This window comes from Campylobacter sp. P0085, from assembly GCF_002139495.1.
GTDB lineage: Bacteria > Campylobacterota > Campylobacteria > Campylobacterales > Campylobacteraceae > Campylobacter > Campylobacter devanensis.
Window position 1 is genome coordinate 1 of sequence record NZ_MJKB01000013.1, and the last position, 1,897, is coordinate 1,897.

The following is a 1,897-nucleotide window of genomic DNA, read 5'->3' on the forward strand; positions in this document are numbered from 1 at the left end:
TTTTATTTTTCTCAAGTAGAGAGTCATGTCTAGCAAAGCCTGTTAAGACTACTTCTTTATTGCTAAATTTATAATGATTAAAATTATCTGCAATAGATTCATACTCTTTTTGAGTGGCTGTAATAAAGCAATCAATTTGTTTAATATTTAGCCAATTTGAAAGATCGTCTTTAGTTATTCCATGCTGAAGAAATATAAATTGTTTATTATCAAGAGTATTCTTGCCAAAGTATTCTACTAAATAACCATCTATATGACTTGAAATAATCTTATCACAAGATTTTAGAGCCGACTCAAACTCTTTAGTCCCAAAATCCACTAGATTAAAACCTTCTTTTTCTAACCTATCCCAATCTTTAGAATCTTTTCTTAATGCAAAAACTATATTTTGAGTTGGATGATTTTTCATCATATATCTGTAAAAATGCTCAGCATTATCATCAGCGGCTATATCTTTATCTATAAGTAACCAAGAGGAGTCTGGATTAAACTTGAATTTGCTTTCAAGCTGCTTAATCTCTAAGCTTTGATGTTGTTTACCATCAAAGGTAATCCTAGCTTTATGATCATTGATGAAAACTTCTAGCTTTTTGGAGTCTTCTGGGATATGAATCCAAAGTCTTTTTTGATAAACAAAAACATGCGTTAGGAAATCATATTGAGTTGTTTTTTCATAATCTGCATAGATTTCTTTGCCATCGATTCTAATAGAATAGATATCCTTATCATCAGGAGTAAAATAATATAATAAAATTTGCCTTTTAGCGCAATTAAAGTTTTCGATATAAGTAATCTGAAAAGGTGGATACTCTCCTTTAAAGCAATTTAATATACCAACTTTATGAAAAAACCAACATCCGCCTAAATTAAACTCTAAAATTAATTTAGAATCAATCTTGCTATAAATTTGTTTTAAAATAGCAATTAATTCTTCTTTTTCTTCATTAGAATAAAAACTAAAATTATCTTTATTAATATTGTCTTTAATAAACCAAATCAAATCATATAAAATAGTTTGTTGGTTGTTTGATTGTAATGCACAATATAGATATTGTTCTACATCAGATATATCTATATGTTTAGAATTTTCCAAAATATATCTATATCTACAAGATGCTTCATAAAAGCACTCGTGCTCTAAGGCATCTTTAGCTTTTTGCCTTATTTGTTCTATTGTGATTTTTGATTCATATGGCTTATCAAGCTCTAAAATTGCTTGATAAATTCTCTCACAACACTTACCATCTCTAAAAGCAAATGTATTTTCTATATTTGATTTATATGGCTCACTTACTTGACAATTATTTTTTATTAAATTTTTTAACTCTATTAAAAGCTCTTCTTGAGTAGTGACAACAGGGCCAAAGCCATCTCTTTTATAATCAAAATATCCTTTAGTATAAGTATGACTATTAAAAAACTCTTCTTCATCAAATTGATAGTAGATTACTGGTTTTCCAAGGTATCCCATTTCAAAGGCTACTGATGAATAATCTGTTATCATCACGCTAGAGTTAGCAAATAGATCTTGCAAGCTTGCATCAGTATCTGCTATATCTATAAAATCAGGAATAGAAAAATCACTAAGATATGGCATTATATTTGGATGTGGATTAAAGATTATTTTATAATTATATTTTTCATATATATTTTTTAGCATGTTACTATTTAATACATCATTCCATTTTATATAGTACTCGCTATCTTTAAATCCATCTTTATAATCTCTTTGAGCTGAACGGCTAACTGTTTCTACTAGATTTTTTCTCCATGTTGGCATAATTAGAATTTGCTTCGTGTTTGTTTTATTTTTCTCAAGTAGAGAGTCATGTCTAGCAAAGCCTGTTAAGACTACTTCTTTATTGCTAAATTTATAATGATTAAAATTATCTGCAAT

1 protein-coding gene is annotated in these 1,897 nt (G+C 27.9%); it reads right to left on the reverse strand.

The features are described from left to right. The coding region (locus tag CIGNP85_RS08200; protein WP_336527222.1) for a CDP-glycerol glycerophosphotransferase family protein at positions 1 to 1,897 on the reverse strand (1,897 nt) is incomplete at both ends.